Annotated in this window: 28 protein-coding genes; 24 read left to right on the top strand and 4 right to left on the bottom strand. The window is 43.3% G+C overall.

The genetic code is table 11. From position 1 onward, the window contains the following. The first annotated feature begins 394 nt into the window (after positions 1 to 394). The 5 genes from U2P91_RS15685 to U2P91_RS15705 all read left to right on the top strand — a co-directional run bounded on the left by U2P91_RS15685 (position 395) and on the right by U2P91_RS15705 (position 4,812). Positions 395 to 745 (top strand): hypothetical protein, encoded by a 351-nt coding sequence (locus U2P91_RS15685; RefSeq protein ID WP_322519975.1) that lies wholly within the window; start codon positions 395 to 397, stop codon positions 743 to 745. Positions 746 to 813: 68 nt separating this feature from the next. After that, positions 814 to 1,431: a dienelactone hydrolase family protein gene (locus tag U2P91_RS15690; RefSeq protein ID WP_322519976.1), complete on the top strand. Its 618-nt coding sequence runs from the start codon at positions 814 to 816 to the stop codon at positions 1,429 to 1,431. A 14-nt stretch (positions 1,432 to 1,445) separates the two neighbouring features. After that, on the top strand, positions 1,446 to 2,174 hold the full coding sequence (locus tag U2P91_RS15695; protein WP_322519977.1) for an NAD-dependent protein deacylase: 729 nt from the start codon (positions 1,446 to 1,448) through the stop codon (positions 2,172 to 2,174). A gap of 9 nt (positions 2,175 to 2,183) precedes the next feature. Beyond that, positions 2,184 to 3,422, top strand: a complete 1,239-nt coding sequence (locus U2P91_RS15700) for a PucR family transcriptional regulator (protein ID WP_322519978.1) — start codon at positions 2,184 to 2,186, stop codon at positions 3,420 to 3,422. A gap of 448 nt (positions 3,423 to 3,870) precedes the next feature. Further along, positions 3,871 to 4,812, top strand: coding sequence for a hypothetical protein (locus tag U2P91_RS15705; RefSeq protein ID WP_322519979.1), 942 nt, complete (start codon positions 3,871 to 3,873; stop codon positions 4,810 to 4,812). 62 nt (positions 4,813 to 4,874) lie between these two features. Here the strand turns inward: U2P91_RS15705 and U2P91_RS15710 are convergent, their stop codons facing one another. From U2P91_RS15710 to U2P91_RS15725, 4 genes are all read right to left on the bottom strand, one after another. Further along, positions 4,875 to 5,960, bottom strand: a complete 1,086-nt coding sequence (locus tag U2P91_RS15710) for a hypothetical protein (protein WP_111889152.1) — start codon at positions 5,958 to 5,960, stop codon at positions 4,875 to 4,877. 155 nt (positions 5,961 to 6,115) lie between these two features. Next, complete coding sequence (locus tag U2P91_RS15715) at positions 6,116 to 6,523, bottom strand: formylmethanofuran dehydrogenase subunit E family protein (RefSeq protein ID WP_322519980.1); 408 nt, start codon at positions 6,521 to 6,523, stop codon at positions 6,116 to 6,118. 69 nt (positions 6,524 to 6,592) lie between these two features. After that, positions 6,593 to 7,951, bottom strand: a complete 1,359-nt coding sequence (locus U2P91_RS15720; protein WP_322519981.1) for a PFL family protein — start codon at positions 7,949 to 7,951, stop codon at positions 6,593 to 6,595. Between the two features lie 12 nt (positions 7,952 to 7,963). Next, entirely contained in the window at positions 7,964 to 8,233 is a 270-nt protein-coding gene (locus U2P91_RS15725) for an ACT domain-containing protein (RefSeq protein ID WP_111889155.1), read from the bottom strand. Between the two features lie 270 nt (positions 8,234 to 8,503). On the opposite strand from U2P91_RS15725, the gene mraZ reads away from it, so the two are divergent. The 19 genes from mraZ to U2P91_RS15820 all read left to right on the top strand — a co-directional run bounded on the left by mraZ (position 8,504) and on the right by U2P91_RS15820 (position 25,985). Further along, positions 8,504 to 8,935 (top strand): division/cell wall cluster transcriptional repressor MraZ, encoded by a 432-nt coding sequence (gene mraZ, locus U2P91_RS15730; RefSeq protein ID WP_111889156.1) that lies wholly within the window; start codon positions 8,504 to 8,506, stop codon positions 8,933 to 8,935. After that, the gene (gene rsmH / locus U2P91_RS15735) at positions 8,936 to 9,892 is read left to right on the top strand and encodes a 16S rRNA (cytosine(1402)-N(4))-methyltransferase RsmH (protein ID WP_111889157.1); all 957 of its coding nucleotides are present in this window, start codon (positions 8,936 to 8,938) and stop codon (positions 9,890 to 9,892) included. It begins immediately after the preceding gene. A gap of 15 nt (positions 9,893 to 9,907) precedes the next feature. Continuing rightward, entirely contained in the window at positions 9,908 to 10,291 is a 384-nt protein-coding gene (locus tag U2P91_RS15740; RefSeq protein WP_111889158.1) for a hypothetical protein, read from the top strand. Between the two features lie 61 nt (positions 10,292 to 10,352). Next, on the top strand, positions 10,353 to 12,761 hold the full coding sequence (locus U2P91_RS15745; RefSeq protein ID WP_111889159.1) for a penicillin-binding transpeptidase domain-containing protein: 2,409 nt from the start codon (positions 10,353 to 10,355) through the stop codon (positions 12,759 to 12,761). 159 nt (positions 12,762 to 12,920) lie between these two features. Further along, entirely contained in the window at positions 12,921 to 14,294 is a 1,374-nt protein-coding gene (locus U2P91_RS15750; protein ID WP_111889160.1) for a UDP-N-acetylmuramoyl-tripeptide--D-alanyl-D-alanine ligase, read from the top strand. Next, entirely contained in the window at positions 14,294 to 15,268 is a 975-nt protein-coding gene (gene mraY, locus U2P91_RS15755) for a phospho-N-acetylmuramoyl-pentapeptide-transferase (RefSeq protein ID WP_111889161.1), read from the top strand. The genes U2P91_RS15750 and mraY overlap by 1 nt, the downstream gene beginning before the upstream one ends. Positions 15,269 to 15,280: 12 nt before the next feature. Further along, positions 15,281 to 16,642, top strand: coding sequence for a UDP-N-acetylmuramoyl-L-alanine--D-glutamate ligase (gene murD, locus U2P91_RS15760; protein ID WP_111889162.1), 1,362 nt, complete (start codon positions 15,281 to 15,283; stop codon positions 16,640 to 16,642). An 18-nt stretch (positions 16,643 to 16,660) separates the two neighbouring features. Next, positions 16,661 to 17,800: a putative lipid II flippase FtsW gene (gene ftsW / locus U2P91_RS15765; protein ID WP_322519982.1), complete on the top strand. Its 1,140-nt coding sequence runs from the start codon at positions 16,661 to 16,663 to the stop codon at positions 17,798 to 17,800. A 3-nt stretch (positions 17,801 to 17,803) separates the two neighbouring features. Continuing rightward, entirely contained in the window at positions 17,804 to 18,910 is a 1,107-nt protein-coding gene (murG, locus tag U2P91_RS15770; RefSeq protein ID WP_322519983.1) for an undecaprenyldiphospho-muramoylpentapeptide beta-N-acetylglucosaminyltransferase, read from the top strand. Next, positions 18,907 to 19,752, top strand: a complete 846-nt coding sequence (locus tag U2P91_RS15775; RefSeq protein WP_322519984.1) for a cell division protein FtsQ/DivIB — start codon at positions 18,907 to 18,909, stop codon at positions 19,750 to 19,752. Before murG ends, U2P91_RS15775 begins: the two co-directional genes overlap by 4 nt. A 266-nt stretch (positions 19,753 to 20,018) precedes the next feature. Then, positions 20,019 to 21,071 (top strand): cell division protein FtsZ, encoded by a 1,053-nt coding sequence (ftsZ, locus tag U2P91_RS15780; RefSeq protein WP_111889166.1) that lies wholly within the window; start codon positions 20,019 to 20,021, stop codon positions 21,069 to 21,071. A gap of 5 nt (positions 21,072 to 21,076) precedes the next feature. Beyond that, positions 21,077 to 21,559, top strand: a complete 483-nt coding sequence (nrdR, locus tag U2P91_RS15785; RefSeq protein WP_111889167.1) for a transcriptional regulator NrdR — start codon at positions 21,077 to 21,079, stop codon at positions 21,557 to 21,559. Continuing rightward, positions 21,546 to 22,094 carry an NUDIX hydrolase gene (locus U2P91_RS15790; protein ID WP_322519985.1) on the top strand — a complete coding sequence of 183 codons (549 nt, stop codon included), beginning with the start codon at positions 21,546 to 21,548 and terminating at the stop codon, positions 22,092 to 22,094. Before nrdR ends, U2P91_RS15790 begins: the two co-directional genes overlap by 14 nt. Before the next feature lie 198 nt (positions 22,095 to 22,292). After that, entirely contained in the window at positions 22,293 to 22,934 is a 642-nt protein-coding gene (locus U2P91_RS15795; RefSeq protein ID WP_322519986.1) for a site-2 protease family protein, read from the top strand. A 3-nt stretch (positions 22,935 to 22,937) separates the two neighbouring features. Continuing rightward, positions 22,938 to 23,675 (top strand): segregation and condensation protein A, encoded by a 738-nt coding sequence (locus tag U2P91_RS15800; RefSeq protein ID WP_322519987.1) that lies wholly within the window; start codon positions 22,938 to 22,940, stop codon positions 23,673 to 23,675. Further along, entirely contained in the window at positions 23,665 to 24,315 is a 651-nt protein-coding gene (scpB, locus tag U2P91_RS15805) for an SMC-Scp complex subunit ScpB (RefSeq protein ID WP_322519988.1), read from the top strand. The genes U2P91_RS15800 and scpB overlap by 11 nt, the downstream gene beginning before the upstream one ends. Positions 24,316 to 24,329: 14 nt before the next feature. Continuing rightward, positions 24,330 to 25,022: a pseudouridine synthase gene (locus U2P91_RS15810; RefSeq protein WP_371414213.1), complete on the top strand. Its 693-nt coding sequence runs from the start codon at positions 24,330 to 24,332 to the stop codon at positions 25,020 to 25,022. Next, on the top strand, positions 25,016 to 25,414 hold the full coding sequence (locus tag U2P91_RS15815) for a hypothetical protein (protein WP_322519989.1): 399 nt from the start codon (positions 25,016 to 25,018) through the stop codon (positions 25,412 to 25,414). The genes U2P91_RS15810 and U2P91_RS15815 overlap by 7 nt, the downstream gene beginning before the upstream one ends. Continuing rightward, positions 25,404 to 25,985, top strand: coding sequence for a class I SAM-dependent methyltransferase (locus U2P91_RS15820; protein WP_322519990.1), 582 nt, complete (start codon positions 25,404 to 25,406; stop codon positions 25,983 to 25,985). The genes U2P91_RS15815 and U2P91_RS15820 overlap by 11 nt, the downstream gene beginning before the upstream one ends.

Below are 25,985 nucleotides of genomic sequence, written 5' to 3' on the forward strand. Positions count from 1 at the left end.
CGTAGCGCAGCGGAGACGGAGTTGCACGGAATCATTAGACGGCAGTAAGGTTTAATCACCGCTCTTTTTATATTTTTAGGAAGGAGCCATCTGGCGACTGAGGCGCAGCGTAGCCGAAGTGCCGCATGAGCGAGTAAAACGGCAGTAAAGTGAAGCGTTGATTCAAGTTCACTTAAAAATCAATATTCATCGCTATTTTTTTATGGGCCAAAGCCCCAAACGCAGGCGTAGCGAGAGCTGTGACGCAGTTGTGAAGGTTAAACAGAAGTTAGTTCTAAAAGCTCTTCTAATAGCCATATTCTTAAAAATTAGCTCATAAGATGATACTTTCATGCTATAATAAATGCATAAAAACTGATATAACTTCAGTTGATTTTGCAAATAGGAGCCGATTATGAAAAAAAACTTACCCTTACTAATTCCCGTGTTGCCGTATCTGATCATGACCTCTTTGATCTTTTTTATATTACCCACGATGGATGCAAATTCAAAATTTTTCACATCCATTATGCTGCTGATTATTCCCACTTATTGTTTCATTTCTGCTTTTATATATGGACTGAAAAACGGAAATGTCTGGCTTTATCCAATTTTTATGGGTTTTATTTTTTTCCCACCAATATTTTTGATTGTTGAGATAAGAGCGTTGATATACGGGGGTATTTATGGGGCAGTTGCGTTATTGGGTATGTATCTAGGCAGCTTACTAAAAAAAAGAAAAACGAATGACGCGAATAAGGAATAAATGCTTATCTTTTAAACCGCAAATCGACGAAATCGGATGTTCAAGTATGAAGGAAGGATTGAGTGTAATTGCAGAAGACTAAACAAAAAATAGGATCAGCAAAAGCGGTTGTGATTATCCCGGAAATTTATGGAATTAACCAATACATAAAAGACTGGGCAGAATTTTTTATTGGTCACGGTTATGATAGCTTTTGTATGAATCTGAGCAGGCGAGACCATGTTTATAGATACTCCGAAAGTAATGAAGCATATCGTGATTTTAAGGTGGAAGTGGGCTTTGATCGATACGAAGAGATAGCGCTTAGTATTGAGGAGCTAAAAAATAGTTATAAAAAAATCATTGTATTTGGATCAAGTGTCGGAGCGACCATTGCCTGGCGGTTAGCAGAGAACCATAACTGCGATGGGATAATCGGCTATTATGGATCGCGAATCCGGGACTATCCGGAGGTCAACCCGGTTTGTCCCTGTCTACTGGTATTTCCGGAACAGGAAGAATCCTTTGATATTCAGTCGATTGTTTCAAAGCTTGACCAGAAAGAAAAAGTTGAACTATTCGTTTTTCCAGGTAAACATGGCTTTGCTGATCCTTATGGATATGATTTTAACGAGCAGTCAGGCAAAAAAGCGTTAGATATGGTAAAATTCTTTTTAAAAGAAATTGAACAATCAGAAAAGATTTGAGAAAAGAGGATAAGATGACCAATATTGAAAACTTAAAAGGATTGGTAGCAGAATCAGGAAATATTGTTTTCTTTGGCGGGGCCGGTGTTTCCACTGAAAGTGGCATTCCGGATTTCAGGAGTGTCGATGGGTTGTACAGCCAGAGCTACAAATATCCACCAGAAACAATTCTTTCGCATGAATTTTTTATGAATAATACCGAAGAATTCTATCATTTTTATCGTAATAAAATACTGCATCTGGAAGCAAAGCCAAACTTTGCCCATATAAAGTTGGCAGAGCTGGAAACCGAGGATAAACTGAAGGCGGTAATTACTCAGAATATTGATGGACTTCATCAATTGGCGGGGAGTAAAAAGGTGCTGGAACTGCATGGATCGATTTATCGTAATTACTGTATGCACTGTCATCAGTTTTATCCGGTTCAAACAATTAAGGAAAGTCAGGGAGTGCCGGAATGCGGCTGTGGCGGGACGATCAAGCCAGATGTAGTATTGTATGGTGAGGGGCTGAACAGCGATGTCATAAACCAGTCAGTTGGGGCCATCACAAAAGCAGAGGTTCTGATAATTGGGGGAACCTCTCTGGGTGTTTACCCGGCGGCAGGACTGATCGATTATTATCGTGGCAGGAATCTGGTATTGGTAAATAAATCCTCAACGCCGATGGATTCCCGGGCAAATCTTATTATTAAGGGAAGTATCGGGGAAATATTTAAACAACTGAAATGGAGCAAAAAATAAAGAGCCGCTATGGATAGTCAAACAGAACTGAGATACAGACAAAGCAATCGCTTATTAAGATTACTTTTGGACAACCATACTGTGGAAGAGGTAGTGGAAACCATTAGTTATTTGGCGGAAAAACCAGTTATATTTATTGACATTAACTTCTCGATTCGTGGAATGAGTCGAACTTCTGAGATCACAGATCGCTCGTGGCAGTTTGCCATTTCTAAAGGATTCTGTAGCCACGAATTCATTTTTGAACTCGTTAATATTGAAGAGGTCAAGCGCTTTCCCAAGGAACGAACGCCCTATGTGGTCGGGCTGGAAAGTGAGACAAAGGCTTTGGTATCGCCTGTGATCATTCGGGGGAAATACGCCGGTGCGATGGTGATGTTTTTTAAAAAAACTGAAGTGACGAATGGATATTTAGAGTTATTGCTGCTGGCGAATGAAGTATTGACAGAAATTATTATAAAGATTCCCATGTATAAGTATATCCGCGGCAATATGAATGAGGGGATTCTAAAGGATCTGATTGAAGGTAGAGACAAGGAAAATGAAGATTTCAAAGCCTGGGTCCTGGAGTCAGAGCTTAATACCAGTAATAATCTGTGTGTCCTGGTTTCTGAACAAGATGATGCCAATCTTAATCAGGAGGTCTTTAAAGACTCACTACGAGATGATTTGTATCACGTCGTTCCTAAATCCCATACAATTTTTTACGGTAATCAGATGGTTGTTTTATGTACGGATCTGGAAACAGAAAAAACGGATAAGGGGATCAGTCGGTTAAAAATATTTATGGAAAAACATGGATTGCGAATTGGCATCAGCGAATTTTTTCAGGGGATTGAGAATTTTCAATGCCATTATTTTCATGCGAAGGCAGCCATTCGCATTGGCTTAACAATTCATGAGAAAGAGCGCCTTTTTAATTATGATGATTATAAGTTTTTTCATCTGCTTGAGAAGGTAACCGGTGAGGCTGGAAATAATCTCAGGGATTTTGTTCAAACTGGTTTGTTGAAACTTGAGAAATATGACCGACGACATCAATCTGAGTTGTTCTATACGTTAAACACACTTATCGATTATGGATGCAATTATAAAGAAACCTGTGAAGCCCTCCATATTCACCGAAATACCCTCAGTTATCGCATCGATCGAATCAAATCGCTTACTCAGCTGGAGTTAACGGCACCGAAGGTGCAGTTTGACTTAGCGTACTCGTTTCGAATTTTAGAGTTTTTAAAACATCAGTAGCTTTTCGCATCAGGGTTGGGCTTAGTAAATAATCACAGAGAGAAATTTTTGTAAATACTGTGCACCACGCACAGATTAATAGCATCATTTTGTTAATCAATGCGGATGCTTTTTTCTGACCCATCGTTTATTCTAACTAAGAGGGATTGTGACCCCTTACTGGGATGATGTAAAGTCCATACTAGACCCCTTAATCTAAGAGAGCTCCGGCTCTTTTTTTGTTTTTTTGAAAAAAATAATAAATGTGTAGAATCATAAGTGATGGTGTACACGGTTTTGATAGCAACCCTTGTAAATGGTGCACAACGGAGGACAGATATTTGGGTGATGATGACCATAGTAAAAATTTGACCTTCTTGTTAAACTGAGCATGTAAACATTATCAGAACCACTCGATGGCGTTTTTATGTTTACAACAATCAAATTTTATTTAAAAGGAGAAAAAGAGATGGATTTTACATTATTAATTGCTGCTTTTGGCGGCGGGTTATTTGCAGCCGCCATCGGTGGTGTGCCATCATTTATTTTTACTGGGTTAACAGTCATTGCCGCAATTCTTGCCGGAGATTTTGGAGCCCCAGCCATTGGGATCGTCAGCTTTGGATCATGGTTCTCACCATGTGTTGCGTTTGCTGGTGCGGTTGCCGCTTCTGCTTATGCTAAAAAAATTGGAAAGTTGGAAGTTGGCGGGGATATTATCACCCCACTAGCAGGATTAAAAGACGCATCCGTATTACTGGTCGGCGGAATTTTTGGTATTATTGGTTACTTATTAAACTTTGTTATCGGCACAGTAATTGGCGCAAATGTACTTGGTTCCGCAGCATGGACCGACACAGTTGCTTTAAGTGTTGTCATTTCTGCCATTCTAGTACGTTTGATTTTTACCGACTCCGGTTTAACAGGTAAAACTCCCGCTGGTGTAACACGACATTATCTGCCTCAAGGCTCTGATTTGATGTTCACCATCGTTCTGGGTGCAGGTTTTGGTATTCTGGTTGGTGGTATTGCGGCGGCTTTCGGCAGCATGGCTTTAGCCGGGTCAGGTGAAGCTGGATATCTATTCTCACAGATGGGTAGCTTTGCCTTTGGTATCGCCGCCTTTGGACTGATCTTTGCCTGCATGGGACTGCCTTTCTATGGCTGTCATCATATCGTATTGCCAGCTGCTTCAACAGCGATTGTTGTCTTCTCAGGAACATTAAGCCCAGTGGCCGCCATTATAGCTGCCGCCATCACGGGTATCCTGGCAGCGATAATCGGAGAGTTTGCGGGCTTAGCCTTTAACAGTTACGCAGACAGCCACATCGACCCCCCGGCCTGTACAATTTGGGTTTTACAATTGCTTAATTTTTCAGTACTACCTTTAATTTTACCTTCTATTATGTAATTCAATCATCGAGTGGTGGGGACTTTTGCTTTGGCAAAAGTCCTTTTTCTATTTAATGATAATTACTTCAATGATAAATTTCGCTGTAAATTGACTACAAAATCCTGGATATTGGTGATGATCGACCGGGAGCTGAGGCTGCCCCGGTCCTTTAGTTTATTGACCACAAATTCGGAGATGTCGACGGTATAAAAATAAACCGGCCGAATCAGACCATCAACCACCTGGTAGGAAGGGGTCATGTTGCCGGTGGCAATGGTGTGGAGCTGAGTTGCCAGACAGATGATCGTAGTGGCTTTTTTGGTGTGCACCCGCAGAGCATCCTGGGCGCTGTAAACATCAGCATAGACGCCAGGTAAAGGCCCATCGTCGCGAATTGAACCGGCTAAAACCATGGGGATGTCATTTTTAATACAGGAATTGACAATACCATCTTCGATTTTATATTTTTCAATTAAATTTTCCAGGGAACCGCAGCCCCGAGCCCGATTGATGGTTTCGATATGGTGATAGTGACCCAGTGATTTATTTTCTTTGGAATAGATGTCCTGACCCAAGGCGGTGTTAAAAAAGTGGGACTCCAAGTCGTGGGTGGCCAGGGCATTTCCGGCAAAGAGGGCATCCACATAGCCCATTTCCACCAGATGGGTCATGGCATTTCGGGAGTCCTGGTCAAAGGTTACCGCCGGGCCGAGAACCCATAGAATATAGCCGTTATCCCGTTCGAATTCCAAGAGTTGATAGAGTCGGTCGTAGTCCCGGGAGTAGGCGGTTTCCCGGGAATTAGAGGTACGAAACGAAAAATTATCACCATCTGGATGTTTTTTACTGAAGGCAAAATGATCGACATAAACACCGTTTCCGCCATCTTCATGACGTCCGACGACAACGGCATCGCCTTTCTTGACATTTCTGAATTCGATGGCATGGGGTCGATCATTGGCAATGACAACCACACAGTCCATCCGACTTTCAGCCATCAGCTGCCAGGTATCATGGATTTTAAAATACTCGGGAAAGATGGTCGTGGCATAAAAGTTCTCCGGAACCACACCATCCATAGGAGCAGGCATCGTTCGAACACTGGGGGCTTTGACAAAAAAGGTTTCGGTAAAATCAGGAGCTGTATAAACGGGCAAAGTAAACATATGAGTACCTCGATATAAGATTTTATAGTAAATTATTTTATTTATTATACCATATCAAAGTTATCGATGGCACCGCAAGTGGTAATGGCTGAGTGAATAAAAAAACACCACCATGATTAATCGTTCCGGATTAATCATGGTGGTGTTTTTAAAACTCAGTTAAGCTTTTCAGGTAATTCGAAATGGGGTTTTTCGAAATCGAAAAGTATTGTCGCGTCGGGTTCGTTAAGCAGGAAGGCTTCCATTTCATCACGTTCCATTGGCGGAAGTTCTTTTAAAATCAAACGGATACTCGCACCGGTGGTTTGATTAAAAACAGAAAAAGCCTGTTTTCCACCTTTTATAAAGAACAGATTACCTTTTTCTCCAGTACACTCCAGCACCACCCGGATACCGTCAACACTGCAGGATTCATTTTCAGCGACACAAACAATTTTATCATCCCCAGTCATATCAAGGGAAAGGGCTTTGATGGCCTCCAAGGAAGCCCGGACACCAATGGCCAGGCCGGGACAGTGATGTCCGTGAAAGGTTACACATTTTTCCCATAATTCGACATTCATTTATTAGCTCCTTTCGATAAAACAGGAGACCCACAGTTGTGGGTCCCCCAAGTTGCCAGTCCGATTGCGCTAGTTTTTAAAGCTGTGAATAGGGGCGGGGATCTGTCCGCCACGATTTACAAAAACTGAGCAATCGTTTTTATTCACCGGCATAATTGGTGCCCGACCCAGTAGTCCACCAAATTCGGCGGTATCGCCAACGTCTTTTCCATAAACGGGGATAATGCGAACACCGGTGGTTTTATTGTTGATGACGCCAATAGCGGCTTCATCCGCTAAGATCCCAGAAATGGTGGAAGCTGGGGTATCGCCAGGGATGGCGACCATATCGATACCAACCGAGCAAACACTGGTCATGGCTTCCAGTTTGTCAAAGGTCAGGGCGCCACATTCCACGGCTTCAATCATTCCTTCATCTTCACTGACCGGGATAAAGGCACCGCTAAAGCCACCCACCGAGGTGGAGGCCATAATACCGCCTTTTTTAACGGCATCATTGAGCATCGCAAGGGCTGCTGTGGTACCATGGGTGCCACAGTGTTCCAGACCCATTTCCTCAAGGATGCGGGCAACACTGTCACCAATTTCCGGGGTTGGTGCCAGGGACAGATCTAAAATGCCAAAGGGGACATTGAGGCGTTCAGCTACCGTTGTGCCAACCAGATGACCGGCCCGGGTAATTTTAAAGGCGGTTTTTTTGATGATTTCGGCCATTTCCCCAAAGGAAGCGTTCTGGGCTTTTTCCAGAGCCCGTTTGACAACACCAGGCCCGCTGACCCCGACATTGAGGACGGATTCGGCTTCACCAACGCCGTGGAAGGCGCCTGCCATAAAGGGATTGTCTTCAACCGCGTTGGCAAAGGCGACAAACTTGGCACAGCCGATGGAATCCGCCTCCCGAGTCAGGTAGGCGGTTTCTTTAATCACTTCTCCCAGCCGTTTAACAGCGTCCATGTTAATACCGGCTTTCGAGGAACCAAGATTAACGGATGAACACACGCAATTGGTTGTTGCCAGGGCTTCTGGTATGGAGTCGATGAGAATCCGATCGCCTTTTGTAAACCCTTTGGGGACAAGGGCGGAAAAACCGCCGATAAAGTTAATGCCGACCGTTGCGGCGGCGGCATCAAGAATTTTTGCATATTCCACATAGTTTTTGTCATCACTGCTACCGGCGATGAGTGAAATCGGTGTTACCGAGATCCGCTTATTGACAATCGGGATGCCCAGTTCATTTTCAATGCGTTCCCCTTCTTTGACTAAATTTTCAGCCAAACGGGTGATTTTTTCATAGATTTTCTGGCGACTTTTTAATCCGGAGGAATCAATGCAGTCCAGCAATGAAATTCCCATGGTGATGGTCCGGATATCCAGCCGTTCTTTTTCAATCATTCTAACCGTCTCGAGGACGTCTTTAAACATTGCCATAATCGTGGCCGCCTAAATCGTGTGCATAGCATTGAAAAGATCTTCATGCTGAATACGGATGGACATGCCGATGGTTTGTCCGACTTCTTCAAGAGCGGCCTTCAGGACATTAAACTCAACAGACATGTTTGTCATGTCCACCAACATGATCATGGTGAAAAAATCATGCATAACGGTCTGGCTGATATCTTCAATATTGACATCATTTTCAGCCAAAATTTTAGATACATTATAAATTATTCCGGTGCGGTCATTTCCAATAACCGTAACTACTGCTCTCATTCTAAATTACTCCTTAATTTTCATTATTTTATTAGTTTAAACCAAAATGCGTACAATCACAAGTTATAATGTTGATTTTAGGAGGAAAGACGTTTTGTGAATTTATTTTTAAGTTTTTTGATATAAAATTAATACAATTGATGGGAAATTTTAACAAAATAAAACTTTGTTTTTTGCTTAATAGCCGGTTTCGTAACTTGTGAAGGGTGGTGGAGTGTGGTATAATGTGGAAGAAAATGGAAGAACAAAGTATGAAGGAGGTAGATCTGGATGTTTTTTGGAGAGTATGAACATAATATCGACGACAAGGGACGATTGATCATTCCTTCAAAATTCAGAGAATCTCTGGGTGGACAATTTGTCTTAACAAAAGGACTGGATTGTTGCCTGTTTGTTTTTTCCATGGAAGAGTGGGAGAATTTTGAAAGTAAACTAAAATCTCTACCGGTATCGGATAAGGATGCGCGAGCGTTTACCCGATTTTTCTTCGCCGGTGCCGCCGATTGCGAGCTGGATCGACAGGGCCGGGCGAGTGTTCCACTTTCGCTCCGCAAATATGCAAAAATAACAAAAGAGGTGACCATTATCGGGGTTTCAAATCGATTAGAAATTTGGGACAGTCAATTATGGGAAAACTATAACGACAATGAAGATTTAAATTATGAGGACATTGCCAATAATATGGCAATGCTGGGAATATAAATGAAGCCACAAACATTTTCACATACCACCGTATTACTACGGGAATCCATTGACGGTCTGGACATCAAACCAAATGGTATCTACGTGGATTGCACCCTGGGTGGGGGTGGGCATTCCCAATGGATTTGTGAATCATTGGATGAAAGCGGCATTTTGGTTGGCATCGATCAGGATGATTACGCTTTAGAGTATGCCCAAAATCGTCTGGCGGGTTTTACCTGTCAGCGTCATTTTGTAAAAAGTAATTTTGCCAGTTTAGCCAAGGTTCTAAAGGGCCTCCATCTCTTTGGAATCGACGGTATTCTATATGACCTCGGGGTTTCGTCATTTCAACTGGATGACGATACCCGAGGCTTTTCTTATCATAACGATGGTCCGCTGGATATGCGAATGAACCAGTCAGCAGAGTTAACCGCCGAAATGGTGGTCAACGACTATGCCCCCGGGGAACTAAAAAAAATACTTTTTCTTTATGGAGAAGAAAAGTTTGCCAGTCAAATCGTCAAATCAATCGTTCGTGCCAGAACGCTTGCGCGAATTACGACCACTTTAGAGTTAAGTGAAATAATCAAGAAGGCGTATCCTCCCAAGGAACGTTTTAAAGAGAAACATCCCTCAAGAAAAACATTTCAAGCCATTCGACTGGAAGTCAATGGGGAATTAAAAATATTAGAAGATGCTTTAACCCAGGGTCTTGAAGCCTTGAAGCCAGGCGGAAGAATGTGTGTCATTACCTTTCATTCGCTGGAAGATCGGGTTGTTAAGCATCTCTTTAAAGAGAAAGCCAATCCCTGCACTTGCCCGCCGGATTTTCCCCAATGTGTTTGTGGGAAATTACCGGAAGTAAAGCTTATTTCAAGAAAACCGATTGTTTCAGGTGTTGATGAACTTGAAGAAAATCGGCGTTCGCGAAGTGCGAAACTACGGATTGTAGAAAAGCTGGGAACAGAAAGTTAAAAAAAGGAGCGTTCCATGGCGACCACAAAAAAAAGAGTAAAAATGCCCAAACAAAAAGAAAAGCGCATGACAACAAGTTCCTATGTTATGATTATAGGGTTGATTGCGTTTGCGGCAATGGTTGGGATCTTATTTCAGCACGCTGTGATCACCGAAAAAAATACGCAGATCAGAGACCTTCAGAAAACCCTGGAAGACGCCGTACAGGTTAACGACAGTAAAGAAGGTCAATTAGTAACAAATATGAATCTTCAATCGATTGAGGCTCAAGCCAGAGGTTATGGGATGACCGAACCGGTCCAGGAACAATATCGACGCGAACTGGTGACGGAGAAAAAAGAAGAGTCACTGATGACGGATTCACAAATTGTGAGAAGTTGGTTTGAGAATTTGTTTTAGGTTAGGGTTTATTTAAGCTAGATCAGGTAAGCTTAATTGAATAAAAATTTGGAGAAAAAATGTGAATATAAAAAAGAAGGCACAACGAGAGATTGGACCGATCGGCAAACAAAATCGCATCATGATTGCCATGGTTGTACTTTCATTGTGCTTAATTGTTGTTATTGGGAGATTATTTTCCCTGCAAATTGTAAATTCAACCGGGAAGTATGAGCGCCAGGTCGATCAACTTGTTGAAGAGGTGGCCATTAAAGCATCACGAGGTGATATCTACGATCGGAACAAAAATGTTCTGGCTAAAGATTCCTCAGCGACAGCGGTTAATGTGATCCCCTATGAGGTCGAAGACCCCGATCGCCTGGCCCAAACATTAAGTAGCAAGCTGGGTTTAAAAGTTGAAGATATTATGAAAAAGATCATCGTTCTGGAAAATGATATTGTTGAAGTAAAAACCGGTATCAGTCAGGGCGCTGCGGTTATTGTACTGAGTCATAATTTTGATGGTGTCAGTATTGAGGACGGAACCCTTTATTTTAAACCGATTAGCATTAAAGATCCGGCTGCGGTGGCTGCGGCCATTTCCAAAGATTTGGATTATAATTATGAGTCCCTTTACGATCGTGCGACCCGTAAAGAAAACCAGCCGGTGCTAATTTTGGGGAAAGTCGATAATGCCCTGGCTCTGGAAATTAAGCAATCGGAAGCAATCAAAGACGAAGACGGCAACATAGAAAGTTATAATGGCATCGAATTGCTGGATGATTATCGGCGTTATTATACCAATGGAAATTTTGCTTCCTATATTCTGGGGTTTACCGGGCGGGACTACAGTGGTCTCTATGGGGTGGAATCCACCTATGAAGACGTCTTAAGCGGCGAGGATGGGGTTGTTTACTTCCAAAAAGATGCCAACGGAAACCAGATTCCTTCGCAAACAAAAATATTAAAAGAACCTGTTCAGGGAGAAGATATTGTTTTAACGATTGATAGCAATATTCAATTGATGGCCGAAAAAGCGGTTGAGGAAGCAGCGACAACCTGGAAAACAAAAAGTGTAACTGCGATTGTGATGGAAACCAAAACTGGCGAAGTAGTGGCAATGGCGACCACGCCGGATTACAATCTTAATGATCCTTTTACTCTGGATGCTAACTTCGTCGCGACACATGCAGAAGATCTGGTTGGTAAAACAGAACAAGAACAACTGGCAGAGATGTATAAGAATCAGGCCGTTAGTTTTATTTATGAACCGGGTTCCACCTTTAAAGCACTAACTGGCGCAGCGGCCCTGGAAGAAGGGGTAGTAACGCCAGATACAATTGTGTATTGTGATGGGTCCATCCAGATCGGTGATGCGGTGATTAATTGCGCCACCGGACCACATGGCAGCATTACGGTTTCGGATGCCATCGCCCATTCCTGTAATCCGGGGTTGGTTCAGATTATTGAAACATTGAATCCGGATGTTTTCTATCAGTATGTGTATAATTTTGGCTTAGGAGAAACCACCGGGATTGAGCTAGATGGCGAAGAAGCTGGAATTATTAATCGACTATCTACCGCCAATGGCGGGATCAATGAAGTAGATTATGCGACCTTTTCATTTGGACAGGGGTTGGCAGTCACGCCCATTCAAATCGTCAGTGCGCTAAATAGTGTCGTCAATGATGGCTACTATGTTAAACCGACGATTATCTCCAGCGAAACCACGGGGAAAGCGATTGAATCCCAAAAACAGATTATTTCGAAAGAAACATCGGCAGCAACCCGAGAAATCATGCGTAAGGTAGTTGGCTATGATTCCGATATGACCAATCTTTCTGAAGGATACAGCATTGGCGGAAAAACAGGGACGGCCGAGAAGTTTATCAATGGTGAATATTCCAGTTCCAAATATGTGACCTCCTTTTACTGCTTTGCCCCAGTGGAAGACCCCAAATATTCGGTTTACGTCGTGTTGGATGAACCGGCAGCAGGTGCTTATGGGAGTACCAGTGCGGCACCTACCGCCATTAGTTTAATAAAACAAGCTTTGAATTATAACACTGCTGATACCACCCTTGGTGGTGCTGTAACGGAAGAAATTCAAAAGGGAACCATCACTGTTCCTGATCTGGTAGGTCAGAACATTGATTTTGCAGCCAGCATTCTCAATGAGAAGGGGATAAAATATGTTGTTGATCCAGCCACCAGTGGGACCACGGTTGTAAATCAAAGCCTTCCCACCAATTCGGTTTATGATCCAAATTCGGAATTGATCCTTGCTTTAGGAGAAACCGATAGTCAGGCGGTTGGAACGGTTATTGTGCCGGATCTAAAGGGACTATCGATTCAGAGTGCCAATGAAATTCTGACGGGATTGGGACTCAATCTTAAAATCACAGGGAATGGTTTTGCTTCAAGTCAAACGCCGGCAGCCACAACGGTTGTGGAGAGGGGCAGTGACGTTAACGTAACATTTGCCCCATAAAAAATTAAAAGAAAAGCAAGGGGAGGAATCCTTGCTTTTCTTTATGTTTAAAGTTTGATATAATGTCATGGTCTTTTTGGACAGTGGACGAGGCTGAAAATTAAATATAGAATTGATTATGATTGACCGAAAATAAAGAAGAAAGTTCAGGTAAGATAAATGGAAAGTATCAGTATTGATGAAATACTTCACATTACCCAGGGGGAATTGCTCCAGGGAAATCGCTTAATGGCAATTGCAAATGTTGCGATTGATAGTCGAAAAACAACAGGTAATGACTTATATGTGCCCATTATCGGGGAAACGAATAATGGCCACAATTACATCAGTCAGGCCTTTTTAAATGGCAGTAGAGCTTGTCTGACCGAGGAAAGAAATCACTCCTTTCCGGCGGAGATGACGGTCATCCAGGTGGCTTCAACATTAGCGGCGATGAAAGCGTTGGCCGGTTTTAATCGTCATCGTTACAGCATTCCGGTGATTGCCATTACTGGCAGCAGCGGAAAAACCACCACCAAGGACCTGGTGGCATCCGTTCTGTCACAACGGTATCATACCTTAAAAACCGAGGGTAACTTTAATAATGAATACGGGATTCCCCAGACCTTATTTAATTTAGAAGCAGACCATCAAATGGCCGTCATCGAAATGGGAATGGACCATCTTGGGGATATTTCAAAATCAATCGCACTGGTTGATCCCGATATCAGTGTAATCACCAATGTCGGACTTAGTCATATTGAACGCCTGAAAAGCCAGGAGAATATTTATCGGGCCAAAAAAGAAATTTTGCAGCGTTTAACAAGCGATGGCATTGCCTATGTTAATGGTGATGATGCGTTTTTAAAAAAAATAAATAATGAAAAGAATCACTACCAGGTTAAAACCTTTGGCTTGGATGGGGAGCATTCTGTAACAGCCTTTAATTATAGTACAAGTCAAGCGGGTCTTGAAATGCAGGTAAAATGGGAACATCGAAACGAAGTTTTCACGTTTAATTATCCCGGGGAACATAATATCTATAATTGTCTGGTGGCTATTGGCTTAGGGTATTTCTATGACTTGACTCAATCGGAGATTCAACAAGGGCTTAATGCTTTTGTGCCCAGCGGCAATCGGATGGATATTTTCACGATTGGCGAAATCAAGGTGATTAATGACTCATATAATGCTAATCCTGATGCGATGCGGGCTTCCCTGGATGTATTGGATACCCTGGGCCGTGACAACAAGCGAAAAATTGCAATTCTCGGCGATATGTTAGAAATGGGCGACTTCGGGCCAGCCGCACACCTTGAAGTTGGCAACTACGCAAAGGGTAAAGCGGATATTCTAATCGGTGTTGGTCCATTGGGGCAGTTAATTTGTCAGGGTTATGACAATGCCGGACCGGTCTACCAGGTTCCTGATGCACGCTCGGCCGGTGCCTGTTTAAAAGAGATTGTCCGGCCCGAAGATATCATTCTGATTAAAGCATCCCGGGGCATGGGTTTGGAACGGGTGATTGATTTTATTAAGGAAGGTGGCTGCTAATGGAACTGACCGTTTTACAAACCGGGCTGATTGGTCTGCTGATTTCCTTCCTGGTTGTCTATTTTGTGACACCGCGATTTATCCCCATGCTCAAACGGCTAAAATTTGGTCAGGCCATTAGAGAAGAAGGCCCGCAAAGCCATTTGGAAAAATCAGGAACGCCAACCATGGGCGGGCTGGTGATTCAATTGGGGGTATTGGTGGCTTTTGCGATCTTGTCAGTGCTAGTCGGAAACTGGGATTTCTTTCCAATTCTGGTAATGCTCTACTTCGGTGCTGTGGGTTTGATTGATGATTATATTAAGGTAGCAAAAAAACACAATCTGGGTCTGCGGGCCTGGCAGAAAATGGTGCTCCAATGTATTGGTGCGCTGGCCATTGCCCTCTATGCTTATTATGCGCCAGCCATTGGTTCTGAAATGGTGGTGCCATTAATGGATCAGACTGTCGATTTTGGATTCTGGTATGTACCATTTACCTTTATTGCGGTAGTATCGATTGTCAATGCGGTTAATTTAACCGATGGACTCGATGGATTGGCATCCGGCGTTACCTTAATTGTTGCAATATTCTTTTTTGTCGGCTCTCTGGCCCTGCCCCAAGCTAATACCAGCATTTTTACTGGTGCCATTATTGGCGGATGTTTGGGTTTCTTAAGGCATAATTCAAATCCAGCTGATATCTTTATGGGTGATACCGGTTCGATGGCGTTGGGCGGAGCGGTTGTAGTCATGGCGATCATTACTCAGCTACAGATTTTTCTGCTCATTGCTGGCGCTTTGTTTGTCCTTGAAGCTTTATCGGTAGTGATTCAAGTGAGCTACTTTAAATCTACCGGGGGAAAGCGCTTTTTTAAGATGGCCCCCATTCATCATCACTTTGAATTGTCGGGTTGGAGTGAAACCCGGGTCGTCACTGTTTTCTGGGTGGTTACAGCGATTTCGGTAGTCATTGCATTTATTTGTTTAGGATAGGAGAAGCGCATTATGATAAAAAGGACTCTGGTAGTCGGAGCGGCCCGAAGTGGGGTTGCGGTCACAGAACTATTACTAAGCCATGGCGAAGCCGTGTTATTAACGGACACCCGATCATCGGGCATCGTCTTAAAAGAGTTTCCCCAGATTCTGGATTTTGAAAAAAACCCGGAGTTTGAATCGATTTTTGGTGTTCAGCCGAGTCTGGAGATTTTAACGGTGATTGATGAGGTGGTCATAAGCCCGGGGGTGCCGCTGAGTATTCCCATTATTCAAGCGGCTTACGCGCAGGGTATTCCAGTCACAGGTGAGGTCGAAGCGGCCTATCGATTGACACAAACACCTTTTATTGCGATTACTGGGACCAATGGGAAAACCACCACCACCACCCTGCTGGGGGAAATATTCAAAGCCTCAGGTCGGGGAACTTATGTGGTCGGAAACATTGGCGACCCCATTACCAACTATGTCGATAGCGCGACCGCAGATGAGGTTTTTATAACCGAGATCAGCAGTTTCCAATTGGAGACGATCCATACTTTTCGACCTCAGGCGGCGGCGATTCTCAATCTGACGCCGGATCATCTGGACCGTCACCTGAGCATGGAAAATTATGTGCATGCCAAAGGCCGGATATTTGAAAATCAACGAGTCGAAGACCTGCTGGTATTAAACGGGGATGACCCTTTAGTCGGTGAATTGGGTGAAAAGGCGGTTTCAAGAAAAGCCCTTTTTAGTTATAAAAAAACCGTTGATTATGGTGCCTGGTGTTTAGCGGGCGAAATCTATATTAATAATGGTCAAGAAAGCATCTTGGTTTGTCGGGAAGATGAACTGGGTATTATCGGTCCTCATAATACCATGAATGCTCTGGCGGCTCTGACCCTGGCATATTTTTCAGGGGTTGAACTGGAAGTCATCGTCCGGGTTCTTAAAACCTTTGCGGGAGTGGAACATCGTCTGGAGTTGGTGGGCTGTTTTGACGGGGTGACCTACATAAACGATTCGAAAGGAACCAACACCAACGCCACTATTACGGCTGTCAATGCGGTAACAGAACCGATTATTCTGCTGGCCGGAGGCTATGATAAAAAAGAAGACTATTCCGAGCTGATGGCACTGGTGGCAAAGCGGGTCAAGCAGCTGATCGTTTTAGGCGTAACTGCGGATGATCTAATCAAAGCCGCTACGGCCAAGGGCTTTACGACCATCACCAAAGTTGACACCTACGAGGAAGCGGTTGCCCACGCAAAAGCGGTGGCCGTATCGGGTGACACTGTTTTGTTATCGCCAGCCTGTGCCAGTTGGGATATGTTTGATAATTATGAGATCCGAGGTCGAGTTTTCAAGCGATTGGTGACCGAAAATCAATAAAAATTCGAGGAGTGAACCATGAAAAATGGAAAAATAGATCGACCTTTTTTAATTGCCCTCCTGTTGTTGGCGGGCATTGGGGTAATTATGGTATTCAGTGCCAGCATGTACTCATCCACCATTAGTGGGGAAAAAGGTTATTCCCTGTTTTTAAAACAATTAGTATTTGTTATTCTGGGTGTGACAGTAATGGGAATCATGAGTAAGATTGATTACCGGGTTTACAAAAAATATTATCTTGTGGGCATTGTGATTTCTATTTTTCTTTTGATTATCGTTTTAATCCCCGGTATTGGCTTAAAGGTTAATGATGCCAGACGGTGGATTGATTTAAAAGTCACCACCTTTCAGCCTTCTGAATTAGCAAAGGTTGCCGTGATTCTTTATTTTAGCACCGTTATTTCTAGGAAACCCGGCATTATCAAAGAGAATATGCCGTTTTTGTTAAATTGTATGTTGCCCCTGGGGCTCATCTGCGGCCTGACCGCTATTGAACCATCTTTGAGTGCAGCTATGGCCATCGCCCTGGCCGCTTGTGGGGTCCTTTATTTTGGGGGCGTTGAATTTAAACTCTTTTATCCTTATCTGGGATTTGGGGTATTGGCAGTGGCTGGTTTAATGATCGCCGAACCCTGGCGACTGGATCGTTTTAATGTTTTTTTAGGAAAAGGTGGGTATGATTATCAGATATCCCAATCTCTCCTGGCAATTGGTACCGGTGGGATGTTTGGCAGAGGTCTGGGTAATGGAAAACAGAAATATCTGTTTTTGCCGGAACTGCAGAATGACTTTATCTTTGCCAATATCGCCGAGGAATTTGGCTTCGTGGGATGTTTACTTGTTTTAGGACTGTTTGCTTATGTAATCTGGCGGGGATTTCAAATTGCCCAGAAATCTCAGGATAACTTTGCCTATCTGTATACCAGTGGTGTGATGTTATTGCTGGCATTTCAGGTATTGGTGAACATTGGCGTTGCATCAGCGATCATCCCGGTAACTGGGATGGCCTTGCCCTTTATCAGTGCGGGTGGTTCCTCGATGGTTATTTTGTTTGCGATGATGGGCCCAATTCTAAATATCTCCCGAACTGTAGACCTTGGCAAAAAACTGGAACCAAACAAGAAAACCATGCATAACAAGAAAAAGATTGTGAGGTAGATTGTGAAAATACTCATTGCAGCAGGTGGAACCGGGGGGCATATTTATCCGGGATTAGCGATTGCTGAAAAAATAAAAACTGAAAATCCCGGGGCTGAAATTGTCTTTATTGGATCGATGGTGGGGATGGAAAAAAACATCATTCCTCAGTATGGCTATCCGATTGAGTATATCCGGGTCCGGGGATTTGAGCGAAAGGCCTCGTTAGAAACACTGGCAGCAATTAAGGGGATTTTTGACGGGCTTAGCGATGCCAAAAAATTAATTAAAAAGCATCAACCGGATCTGGTGATTGGAACCGGAGGGTTTACCGCGGGACCGCTCCTCTTAATTGCCAGCCGACGAAAAATAAAAACAATGATTCATGAACAAAATGCTTATCCCGGGAAAACAAATCTGATGTTGGGGACCCGGGTAAATCGGATTGCCATCAGTTTTAAAGAGGCCGAAAAATATTTCCCCCAGGAACGGACTTTTCTGGCGGGAAACCCGGTGCGATCGGACTACCATCAGATTGACCGAAGTGAATTGCGAAAAAACCTGAATCTGTCTGACACCCAGAAAATGATTTTAATTATGGGCGGAAGCCAGGGCGCTGGTTCCATCAATCAGAGTGCCCTGTCTCTGATTGCGTCCTATAAAGACCAAGACGATCGGGTTATTTATCATTTAACCGGAAAAGATCAATATGAATCGATTAAAAAAGAAGTGGATCACCTGGGGCTTTCACCATCTGGTCATGTTTTTGTTGATGCTTACAGCAATGAGATGCACCGCCTTTTAGGAGCTGCTGATCTGGTAATTAGCCGTTCCGGAGCAATGTCAGTGGCGGAAATCCAGGCGGTGGGTGTACCTTCAATTCTGGTTCCCTACCCGCTGGCAGCCGGTAATCACCAGGAATTCAATGCCCGGGTGATTACCGATCCGGGCGGCGGTGTTCTCATTAAAGACAAAGAACTGACGGGGGCGCGACTGATTCAAACCGTTGAGTCGCTATTAGAAGATGAGAAAAAATGTCAAATGATGAGCCAGATCACTAAAAAACAAAGCATCATTAATGCCGGAGATCGGATTTATGCACAAATAAAAAAATTAATGGAGAATGAATGAAACGATCAAAGAAAAAAAACTCCAGCGAAAAGAAGATAAGGAAACTTCAAAACCTCGAGCCGACAAAGCAAGAGCTCAGGGAACAGCGTCGACGACAGCGAAAAGCAAACAAGCGCAAACGCATCATGAAAGGCTTAGTAACCATGTTGATCATTCTGGGAATAATCGGGGCTATTGGTTTCGGTGTTTACCAGGCGGCTAACTTGGGTATATTTAACGTGGCCGAAATTGAAGTGGTTGGGAATGAAATTGTTGATGCGCAGACGGTCGTTGAGGCCTCAGGAATTAACGTTGGGGAGAGTATTTTTTTGATCGATGTCAATCAGGCAAATTATAATATCAATGCCTTGATGAATTTGGATGAACTGGAAATTTCTAAGATTATGCCAAACAAAATTCTCATCCGAATGGTCGAGTCAGTACCAATTTGTGCGGTGAATTATGATAACAAGGTCTACTATCTGTCGGAAGACAAAACGCTGATTGAAGACGGTGAATACCTGAGAAAAACAGATATACCGCTGATTTTTGGAAGTGATGAGGTTACCATAACAGAAATTGGTAAAGAAGTAGTGGTTGAACCCTATTGGCGTTTTGACACGATTATGAATATTCTTAGAGATTTAAAAAAAGATAGCAACCTGGAAAAAATATCCGAGGTACGGATGACAGAAGTAAACACCTATGAAATTGTGACAAAAAACGGCACCGTTTTTATTCTATGGGATTATAATAATTATATTGACAACAAGGCCTATATCCAAAATAATCTGGATAAAAATACCAGTAATATGATTATTAATCTGGCAGTGGGAACAAAGCCAGTCATCAAACCGCGCTAAAAATAAAGAATGAGTGAGCGATTCATAAAACATTTGGTCTGATTCTAAAATATTGAGCGTTATTTTACTTAATTTATTATTCAATAGTTGAAAAATTTGTAAATAAAGGTTAATATAAAGGGGTGAACATTTCTTTAACTTACAAATAGGGGGAAGAAGTGTTATTAACGATGAAAAAAGCAACTGAAACGAATCCAATGTTCAGGAAAAAAGATACAAACGATCAATTTTAACGAGAAAGCTGTTTAGTAAGAGGAGGAATAAAAGTGTTTGAATTAGATGGGAATTACGATAATTTTGCAAAAATTCGTGTTATCGGTGTCGGTGGTGGTGGAAACAATGCCATTAATCGAATGATTGAAGCCGGGATGAAGGGTGTGGATTTTATTGCTATTAATACCGATAAACAAGCTCTTGCCTTGGCTTTATCTGAAAAAAAACTTCAAATCGGGGAAAAAATTACCCAGGGACTTGGTTCCGGGGGGAATCCCGAGATTGGTCAGAAAGCGGCAGAGGAAAGCAAAGACGCCATTGCTGACATGATTAAAGATACCGATCTGTTGTTTTTAACAGCTGGTATGGGTGGCGGAACCGGTTCCGGAGCGGCTCCGATTATTGCAAAAATCGCAAAAGACCTGGGAATTTTAACCATTGGTGTCGTCACCAAACCGTTCTCTTTTGAAGGACGGGTACGGATGCGTAATGCCCAGATTGCCAGTGAGTTTTTACAGGAAAATGTTGACTCTCTGGTAACCATCCCCAATGACCGACTGCTAAGAATGGCTGATAAATCAACCTCTCTGAAAGACGCCTTCAGGTTAGCTGATGATGTGTTGCTCCAGGGTGTGAAAAGTATCTCAGATCTGATCGCCATGCCAGGACTGATTAGCCTTGACTTTGCCGATGTTAAAACGATTATGAAAGATACCGGACTGGCTCATATGGGTGTTGGTCAAGCAAGTGGAGATAACCGTGCCGAAGAAGCCGCCAAACAGGCAATTCTTAGTCCGTTGCTGGAAACCCAGATCGACGGAGCAACCGGGGTATTACTTAATATTACGGCTGGCGAAGATCTTTCATTATTTGAAGTCGATAAAGCTGCCAGCATTGCCAGAGAAGCGTCAGATCCCGATGCCAACGTTATTTTTGGTGCGACCATTGATGAATCTTTAGGAGATGAAATCAAAATTACCGTTATTGCGACAGGATTTTTGTCCGGCGGTGAAAAAGAAAAGAAAGCTGTTATTAAAAAAGTTGTTAAAAGTGCCAGTGATTCAGTTGGTGAATTTTCAATTCCAGATTTCTTGACTCAAGAATAATACCGATGAAGTGTCCGTATTGTGCATTTGATGACAGCAAGGTTGTTGATTCGCGGCCTTCCGAAGAAGGAACAATGATCCGCAGACGCAGGGAGTGTAATAAGTGCAATAAACGTTTCACGACCTACGAACGGGTTGAAAATATACCCCTGATTGTGGTTAAAAAAGGTGGCCAGCGAACAGCATTTGATAAAAATAAAATATTCAATGGAATGATTAAGGCCTGTGAAAAACGACCAGTTTCCATTGATGCCATTAAAACGGTGGTGGATGATCTGGAACGACGCTTATATCAAGGCGAAATGAAAGAGGTACCATCTTCGCTAATTGGTGAGCAGGTAATGGCAGCCCTAAAGACCATGGATCAGGTTGCTTATGTGCGCTTTGCTTCCGTCTATCGACAGTTTAAAGATGTCGCTTCGTTTATGGATGAGTTGGAACGATTAATTTCAGAAAAACAGGCCGAGGGTTCCCATGAAACAGTATGAAAAAACCGTGAAAAGTGAAGTCATCTATGATGGACGGATTGTCAAACTGCGCGTTGATGAGGTAAAACTACCAAATGGCAGTTTTTCCAAACGGGAGATTGTCGAACATCAGGGGGCAGTCGCCGTTTTAGCTGTTAAAGATGGACAGATGATCTTTGTGAAGCAATACCGGATTGCCAGCCGGCAGCTACTGACTGAAATTCCGGCTGGTCTGCTGGAACTTGGGGAAGATCCTGAAGCTGCAGCGATCAGGGAATGCCGGGAAGAAATCGGTTATCGACCGGTTAATCTTTTTAAGCTGGGCGACTTTATCCCCACCCCGGGTTATTGCTCAGAAAAAATCGCTTTGTTTAGCGCCACAGAATTTATGTGGGACCCTTTGGAAGAGGACCCGGATGAATTTATCCGAGTTGTTAAAATACCAGTGCGGACAGCCCGAACGCTGTTTATTAACGGACAGTTCATTGATGGCAAAACCGTCGCAGCGCTGGGTTATTATTTTTCCATTGCCGCAAGAAGGTCGATAGCAGAATAGAAATAATGTTCAATGAGGATAGATGGTTTATTTGATGCAGAGCATTAGAATAAATCATCTATTTTGTATTATGTGTTAAAGCGTGATGCATTAGATAAACGAAAACGACAAAAATGAATTGGTTTGAAGCCAGTTACCGAATCAAACTTTCGGTCTGGTAAAATCAGGTGTACAACACTGAAAAAGAGGTAAAAGATAATGTTTGATTTTACACCGGACTATTTTTATAGTTTAATACTAAGCCTTCCGGGGATACTGATTGCCATTAGTTTTCACGAAATGGCCCATGGTTATGCCGCTGATTCAATGGGGGATCCTACTCCCAAAAATGCCGGACGGTTAACCCTGAATCCCTTTAAACACATCGACCCCTTGGGGTTTATTTCGATGCTTTTATTCCGCTTTGGCTGGGCAAAGCCAGTGCCCGTGAATCCTGGAAATTTTAAAGAACGTAAAAAAGGGATGATTGTGGTTGCATTGGCAGGGGTTCTTACGAATCTATTGTTGGCTTTTTTTGGAATGGCAGCTTATTTGGCAGTGGTACCGCTAAACAATGAAGTGTTGATGACGGTCTTGCAATATGTTTACTTTTATAACATTATGTTTGCTGTTTTTAACATCATTCCGATTCCGCCTTTGGATGGATCTCAGATTCTGGTCTTGTTTTTACCGCCTAAAGCACTGATGACCTACTATAAATATCAGCGCTATGGTATGATTGCGATCTTTATTTTGGCTTTTACCGGTTTGTTGGGAAGGATTATCACCCCCGTAATTAATGTGATATCGAGCCTGTTTTCAGCAATACTACTGCCAATTTTCAATCTGATCTGGTCTTAGCTTATGGCATATGCAGTGAGTCTGGATGGCTATGAAGGGCCGCTCGACCTATTAATCAATTTAATCCAGAAAAACAAGATCGATATTTACGATATTCCCATTGCAACGATTACGAATCACTATCTAATGCAGATTAGAACCTGGCAGGATATGGATATGGATGTCGCCAGTGAATTTATTGTGATGGCCGCCAGACTGCTCGAAATTAAGGCCAGAGCATTGCTACCTAAAAATGAAGATGAGCAGGAAGACCCAGAAGATCTTAAGGCAAAACTGATTCGTCAATTGGTTGAGTATAAGATTTTTAAAGAGATCAGTCGATATTTTCAAACCCGGGAACAGGTTGAGCGCTGCGCCATCTATAGAGATCCGGAGTACATCCCTCAGAATACCGAAGAAGTGCCTCTGGTCATCGATCCCTATTCGCTTGAACAATGCTTTAAACGGCTGTTGTTTCAGAAAGAGGAAGAATTGGAGGCAATCGCTCCACCGCAGAAGATTATTCGGGAATTGTTCAGCATTGAAGAAAAAATCGCTGAAATAACCGCGGTTCTGGTTCAAGCCGGAACCGCCGGGGTCAGCTTTTCAGAGCTACTCCGGCCGGATATATCCCGGGAAGAGGTGGTGGTAACCCTGCTATCACTTTTGGAAATGGTTAAGACCAGTGGTTTGCGGCTGCTTCAAAATCGGGTATTTATAGATTTTCAGATTCAACAGGAGGTGGACAACAATGAACAGTGATGAACTGGCTGGGATCATCGAAGGCATTCTTTTTGGGGCTGGAGAAGGGGTTTCCATGACCGAACTGTGTCGATGCCTGGATAAACCGGTATCGGAAGTGCAGTTTGCGATGGAAATACTTAAACAGGATTATCAATCAAAAGCACGTGGTATTCGTCTGGTTCAGATTAAGGATACCTATCAGCTTTCCACAAAACCCGACTATTACGGGTATATCAAAGAAATTACCAGGCATCAGGAAAAAACCGGTTTATCCCGGGCGGCACTCGAAACCCTGGCGATTATTGCCTATCGTCAGCCCGTTACCCGGTTGGCCGTTGATGAACTCAGAGGAGTAAGTTCCAGCAGTGCCATTCAGCGCTTGCTGGATCGGGGACTGATTTGTGACGGTGGTCGTCTGGAAGCCCCGGGACGGCCGATTCTCTATAAAACAACCAATGCCTTTTTAAAAACCATGGGCTTCACAAGTCTCAAAGAGATGCCGGAATTTGAGGTTTTTTCGCAGGGCAAACAGGAAAGTTTTAATCTGGAGTTGCTCAATCATCAATCAGAAAACAAAGACACCGCCAATGAAGAACAATTGGCCGAGATGCTAAAAAAAACCATGGGAGAGGCTCAAATATTGGAGGCCGCCCAGTGAGAATTCAAAAATATATGGCTCAATGCGGGGTCGCATCGCGGCGAAAATCGGAAGAACTGATTAAGGCGGGAGTGGTTAGGATCAACGGTGTTACCATTTACGAACCGGGTTTTCCGGTTGATCCTAAAAAAGATCAAATTATCGTCTCGGGGAAAAAATTAAACGAAGCCGTAAAAGTATATATCATGGTTAATAAACCCAAAGGGGTTGTATCAACTTCTGAAGATACCCATGGTCGTCAGCGGGTACTGGATCTGGTACCGATAAACGAGCGACTTTATAGCGTTGGACGATTGGATATGGATACGGAAGGGCTACTGCTACTGACAAATGACGGTGACCTGACCTTCTATTTGACTCACCCCAGTCATGAGTTTGAAAAGACCTATGTGGGTCGGGTTAAAGGTTGTCCGGATGAAAACAGTCTGGAATCTTTCCGCCATGGTATGGTGATCGAGGATTACCGCAGCGCCCCGGCAGCTATTAAGATTTTAAAAATGGATCGGGATACCAGTTTGCTGGAAATGCGGATTCACGAAGGCAAGAAAAGACAGATTCGTAAAATGTGTGCCGCGATGGGCCACCCGATTATTGATTTAAAGCGGGTAGCCATGGGAAATCTGACCTTGGGGCGTTTAAAGCCGGGTGAATGGCGGTATTTAAATAATGACGAAATTATTTATTTAAAAGGAGAAAAGAAATGGTAAAGATAGGATTTCCAAAAGCTTTTAGTCAAATTCAGGCATTGTTTCCAGAAAAGGAAAAAGAACGGGACTTGTACATTGTGGCCGAGGATACAGCCAAATCTGAAATTCTGGGTGCGGTGCGTTTTTTTTATGGGGCAGAACAGGTTGATATTTACGAGATGATCATGACCGTGAAGGGCGATCAGGGCATGGCTATTTTTGATGGAATAATCAGAACGCTGCTTTATAAAATGGCTGAAGATGGATGTATATCGATATCTGTAGCAGGTGCCACCGGTGAATTTGCAAGCTACTTCAAAGAACATGAATTTATCGAATTAGGGGATGTCTTGATTCATAAAGCCTTCAGCGGTGAATTTTTCAAGCCTTGTGCAGGCTGCAGTGAAAAATAAACCGTTGCGGGTTACCGACCTGGCCCGCGAATTTTTAAGACCGATCATTAACCGGGGTGATCGTGTCGTTGATGCGACGGCTGGAACGGGTCAGGATACCCTCTTTCTTTGCCAATGTGTCGGAGAAACCGGACAGGTTTTTGCCTTTGATATTCAGATGGCAGCTTTGCAGCAAACCCGAGATATCCTTAAAAAAAACGGCTGCGACGATCAGGTTACCCTGATTCATCAAAGTCACGAATTGATGGTAACGACATTAAAAGCGGCGGCTGTTGGGGAACAAACGGTCAAGGCGATCATGTTTAATCTTGGCTATTTGCCCAGCGGTGATCAGACAATTACTACCCAGGTTGAATCAACTCTGGCAGCGCTTCAGGGAGCCTTGTCTTTACTGGTTTCTGGTGGACGAATGACCCTCTGCCTTTATCCGGGTCACCCCGAGGGAATGCTGGAATCTCAGGCGGTAATCAGGTGGTGTGAGACGTTGGAAGCGCCTTTTGCTGCTCATCATTTTCACACGCTAAACCGGGAATCCCCGCCCACATTGATTATTATCCAGAGAACGAGGTAA

This window comes from Acetobacterium sp. K1/6 (assembly GCF_034438075.1).
In the GTDB taxonomy this organism is placed as follows: Bacteria; Bacillota; Clostridia; order Eubacteriales; family Eubacteriaceae; genus Acetobacterium; species Acetobacterium carbinolicum.

Coding starts and splice junctions, on each gene's coding strand:
- scpB (WP_322519988.1), top strand. CDS start 23,665: ATGAACAGTGATGAACTGGCTGGGATCATCGAAGGCATTCTTTTTGGG.
- U2P91_RS15700 (WP_322519978.1), top strand. CDS start 2,184: ATGGATAGTCAAACAGAACTGAGATACAGACAAAGCAATCGCTTATTA.
- mraY (WP_111889161.1), top strand. CDS start 14,294: ATGGAACTGACCGTTTTACAAACCGGGCTGATTGGTCTGCTGATTTCC.
- U2P91_RS15725 (WP_111889155.1), bottom strand. CDS start 8,233: ATGAGAGCAGTAGTTACGGTTATTGGAAATGACCGCACCGGAATAATT.
- nrdR (WP_111889167.1), top strand. CDS start 21,077: ATGAAGTGTCCGTATTGTGCATTTGATGACAGCAAGGTTGTTGATTCG.
- ftsW (WP_322519982.1), top strand. CDS start 16,661: ATGAAAAATGGAAAAATAGATCGACCTTTTTTAATTGCCCTCCTGTTG.
- U2P91_RS15720 (WP_322519981.1), bottom strand. CDS start 7,951: ATGGCAATGTTTAAAGACGTCCTCGAGACGGTTAGAATGATTGAAAAA.
- rsmH (WP_111889157.1), top strand. CDS start 8,936: ATGAAGCCACAAACATTTTCACATACCACCGTATTACTACGGGAATCC.
- U2P91_RS15800 (WP_322519987.1), top strand. CDS start 22,938: ATGGCATATGCAGTGAGTCTGGATGGCTATGAAGGGCCGCTCGACCTA.
- U2P91_RS15790 (WP_322519985.1), top strand. CDS start 21,546: ATGAAACAGTATGAAAAAACCGTGAAAAGTGAAGTCATCTATGATGGA.
- U2P91_RS15695 (WP_322519977.1), top strand. CDS start 1,446: ATGACCAATATTGAAAACTTAAAAGGATTGGTAGCAGAATCAGGAAAT.
- U2P91_RS15775 (WP_322519984.1), top strand. CDS start 18,907: ATGAAACGATCAAAGAAAAAAAACTCCAGCGAAAAGAAGATAAGGAAA.
- U2P91_RS15705 (WP_322519979.1), top strand. CDS start 3,871: ATGGATTTTACATTATTAATTGCTGCTTTTGGCGGCGGGTTATTTGCA.
- U2P91_RS15815 (WP_322519989.1), top strand. CDS start 25,016: ATGGTAAAGATAGGATTTCCAAAAGCTTTTAGTCAAATTCAGGCATTG.
- U2P91_RS15715 (WP_322519980.1), bottom strand. CDS start 6,523: ATGAATGTCGAATTATGGGAAAAATGTGTAACCTTTCACGGACATCAC.
- U2P91_RS15810 (WP_371414213.1), top strand. CDS start 24,330: ATGGCTCAATGCGGGGTCGCATCGCGGCGAAAATCGGAAGAACTGATT.
- U2P91_RS15710 (WP_111889152.1), bottom strand. CDS start 5,960: ATGTTTACTTTGCCCGTTTATACAGCTCCTGATTTTACCGAAACCTTT.
- U2P91_RS15750 (WP_111889160.1), top strand. CDS start 12,921: ATGGAAAGTATCAGTATTGATGAAATACTTCACATTACCCAGGGGGAA.
- mraZ (WP_111889156.1), top strand. CDS start 8,504: ATGTTTTTTGGAGAGTATGAACATAATATCGACGACAAGGGACGATTG.
- murD (WP_111889162.1), top strand. CDS start 15,281: ATGATAAAAAGGACTCTGGTAGTCGGAGCGGCCCGAAGTGGGGTTGCG.
- U2P91_RS15795 (WP_322519986.1), top strand. CDS start 22,293: ATGTTTGATTTTACACCGGACTATTTTTATAGTTTAATACTAAGCCTT.
- U2P91_RS15685 (WP_322519975.1), top strand. CDS start 395: ATGAAAAAAAACTTACCCTTACTAATTCCCGTGTTGCCGTATCTGATC.
- U2P91_RS15740 (WP_111889158.1), top strand. CDS start 9,908: ATGGCGACCACAAAAAAAAGAGTAAAAATGCCCAAACAAAAAGAAAAG.